The sequence below is a fragment of the Microbacterium sp. zg.Y909 genome, from assembly GCF_024626565.1.
Genome location: NZ_JANJFJ010000435.1, coordinates 1 through 3,477 on the forward strand (window position 1 = coordinate 1; position 3,477 = coordinate 3,477).

A 3,477-nucleotide genomic window follows, 5' to 3' on the forward strand; every position below is an offset into this window, starting at 1 on the left:
AGCCCAGTCCGCGGCCGGGACGACGCTGCGGCGGATCGCCTTGGGCAGCGCCCGCAGCAGTCCCGCGATGAGCTCACCGCGCAGCCCCGGCACCTGCCAGTCGAACCCGTCCGGCTTCAGCTGGGCCAGCAGGGCGAGCGGCACCACGACGCTCACCCCGTCGTCGGGGGCGCCGGGCTCGAAACGGTACGCCAGCGAGAGCACCTGGTCGCCCTGCTGCCAGCGCATCGGAAAGTCGCGTTCATCCGCGCGCGAGGCGTCGTCGACGAGGTCGGCCTCGGAGAGGTCCAGCAGCCGCGGGGTGCGGGCCGAGGCGTCGCGCCACCACGCCTCGAACGAGCGCACGTCATAGACGTCCTGCGGCACGCGGGAGGCGTAGAAGGCGTAGACGGCCTCGTCGCCGGCCAGGATGTCGCGGCGACGCTCCCGCTCCTCGATCTTCTCGAGCCGCCGGCGCAGCTCGAGGTTGCGGCGCTCGAACGCGGTGAGCCGCTTGTCGAGGTGGGTGACGTTCCAATCGCCGTCCACCAGCGCGTGGCGCAGGAACAGCTCACGCGCGAGGGGACGGTCGATGCGGGCCAGCTGCACGCGCCGACGCGGCACGATCTCGAGCCCGAACAGCGTCACCTTCTCGGCGGCCACGGCGGCGCCGGCATCCTTGGACCAGTGCGGGTCGCTGAGGGTGCGGTGCGCCAGGTCGCCGGCGAGCTCTTCGGCCCACTCCGGGTCGATCGCGGCGACCGTGCGGGCGTACAGGCGCGACGTCTCGACGAGCTCGGCGGCCATGACGGCGTCGGGCGAGGCCTTGCGCAGCCCCGACCCGGGGAAGATGGCGAAGCGGGCGCCGCGGGCACCGCGGTACTCCGCGCGCGGGCGGCCCTTCGGCGCCTTGGCCGCCCGACCGCCGGTCGCGGTCGCCGAAGAGGTCGAGCGGGTGTCGAGGATGCCGAGATGCGACAGCAGCCCGGAGAGGATCGCCCGGTGCACCCGGGCCGGGTCGGCGGCGCCGTCCTGCGGCCGCGGGGCGCCCGTCAGCTGCCGCAGCTGCCGGTGCACATCGAACCATTCCCGGACCCGCACGTAGTTCAGGTGCTCGGCACGGCACATCCGGCGAAACGCGCTCGAGCCGAGCTCGGACTGCTGCTCGCGCAGGTGGTTCCACAGGTTCAGCAGGCTGAGGAAGTCGCTGGTGGGGTCGGTGAACCGCGCGTGCAGGCGGTCGGCCTCTTCACGGCGCTCCTCGGGGCGCTCGCGCACGTCCTGGATCGACAGCCCCGCGACGATCGCCAGCACGTCACCGGCGACCTCGAGGCGCCGCGCCTCGATGAGCATGCGGGCGAAGCGGGGATCGATCGGGAGGCGGGCGATCTCGCGCCCGATGTCGGTGAGGCGCCAGGCTTCGCGGGTCCGCCCGGTCCCCGAACCTGTCGAAGGGCCGGTCCCTGAGCCCGTCGAAGGGCGCACGGCCCCGAGCTCGACCAGCAGGTCGAATGCCGCCTTCACGCCGCGGGAGTCCGGGGGAGTGAGGAAGGGGAACTCGGTGATGTCGCCGAACCCGAGCGCCAGCATCTGCAGGATGACCGACGCGAGGCTCGTGCGCAGGATCTCGGGCTCGGTGTACTCCGGCCGCGAGGTGAAGTCCTCTTCGGTGTACAGCCGGATCGCGATGCCGTCCGATGTGCGGCCGGCGCGCCCGGAGCGCTGCTGTGCCGACGCCTGCGAGACCGCCTCGATCGGCAGGCGCTGGATCTTGGAGCGGGCGCTGTAGCGCGAGATGCGCGCGGTGCCGGCGTCGATGACGTACTTGATGCCGGGGACGGTGAGGCTCGTCTCGGCGACGTTGGTCGCCAGGATCACGCGGCGGCGGAGCCCTGCCACCGTGGAGCGCTCGAACACCCGGTGCTGCTCGGCCGACGACAGCCGGCCGTAGAGGGGCAGCACCTCGGTGGGCGCGGTGTCCTTCGCGTACATGCCGCGCACGGCATCCATCGCATCGCGGATCTCGGCCTCACCGGGCAGGAACACCAGCACGTCGCCGGCCGGCTCGCGGTCGAGCTCGCGCAGGGCGCCCAGCAGTGCGTCGACGTCGTCGGGGCCGTCGTCTTCACCGTCGGCCCCGGGCCCGGCGACGCGGCCGCGGTAGCGGATCTCCACCGGGTAGGTGCGCCCGGACACCTCGATGATCGGGGCGGGGTTGCCTGCGGCATCCGCGAAGTGCTTCGCGAAGCTCTCGGGATCGATCGTCGCCGACGTGACGATGATCTTGAGGTCGGGGCGGCGCGGCAGGATGCGACGGAGGTATCCGATCAGGAAGTCGACGTTCAGCGACCGTTCGTGCGCCTCGTCGATGATGATCGTGTCGTAGCGGCGCAGCAGCTTGTCGCGGTGGATCTCGTTGAGCAGGATGCCGTCGGTGACCAGCGCCACGCGGGTGTCGGCGGAGACGTTGTCGGTGAAGCGCACCTTGTAGCCGACCGTGGTGCCCAGCGGCACCTGCATCTCTTCGGCCACGCGCTCGGCGATGGTGCGCGCGGCGATGCGGCGGGGCTGCGTGTGCGCGATGCGGGTGCGGCCGAGCTCCAGGCAGATCTTCGGCAGCTGCGTGGTCTTGCCCGACCCGGTCGCACCGGCGACGATGACCACCTGGTTCTCGGCGATGGCGCGCGCGATCTCGTCCCGCGCGGCGCTGACGGGCAGCTCGGGCGGATAGACGATGACGGGCTCTGGTGCGGACACAGCCCTCCATCGTATGCCCGCGGATGCCGCGCCGCGCTCAGGCGTCCTGGAACGCCGAGGCAGCCACGATCGCGTCGAAGTACGAAAGCAGCGTGTGCGCGATGTCGCCCAGCGGCGTGGTCAGCACGACGGTGAGCAGGCGCTTGGTCCCCGGCACCGGGTACCAGTACTGCGCGACGAGCCGCCGCTGGGTGTAGCGCTCGCCGTCCTCGACCTCGACGGTCTCCTCGATCGCGTGCACCCGCACGACCTCGCCGTCCATACAGCGCCGCCTGACCAGTGTCTCGGCGCGCGCCGGGTCCATCAGCGGGACCGACTTCTCGAAGACCGCGAGGACGGATGCCGCATCCGTGCCGATCGCCGGACTCATCCGCATCCGCTCGTCTTCGAACACCGTGAGGGTCGCCGACATGGGCTGGCCGGGACCGAGCTCGGTCTGGATCATCAGCAGCTGGGCGTGGGCGTCTGCTGCCGCTGCGGCGGCTTTGCCCAACTCCTCGCGCAGGCGCGCGCGGCCTGTGGCGCGGTCGTCGGCCCTGCCGAGCACGCCCGCTGCGATCTGCTTCGTGGAATCGGCGATCGCCTCGGGCGAAGTCAGGTCGATCCGCCACCACGTCCCGATCATGCGGAAGACCAGCTGGCGCGTGGCATCGGTCGTGGTCATCCGGCGCTCAGCTCCGACAGATCCGCGCCGATCAGCTGCAGGCTGGAGCTGAGCCACACCCACTCCACGTCGGCGGG

At 71.8% G+C, this 3,477-nt stretch carries 2 protein-coding genes; both read right to left on the minus strand.

Annotation, left to right across the window (positions count from 1 at the left end; translation table 11 throughout):
• A partial coding sequence (gene hrpA / locus NQ160_RS20840; RefSeq protein WP_257516995.1) for an ATP-dependent RNA helicase HrpA occupies window positions 1-2,736 on the minus strand: 2,736 nt, incomplete at its 3' end.
• 37 nt (window positions 2,737-2,773) lie between these two features.
• Window positions 2,774-3,400: a hypothetical protein gene (locus tag NQ160_RS20845; protein WP_257516996.1), complete on the minus strand. Its 627-nt coding sequence runs from the start codon at window positions 3,398-3,400 to the stop codon at window positions 2,774-2,776.
• Window positions 3,401-3,477: the final 77 nt, after the last annotated feature.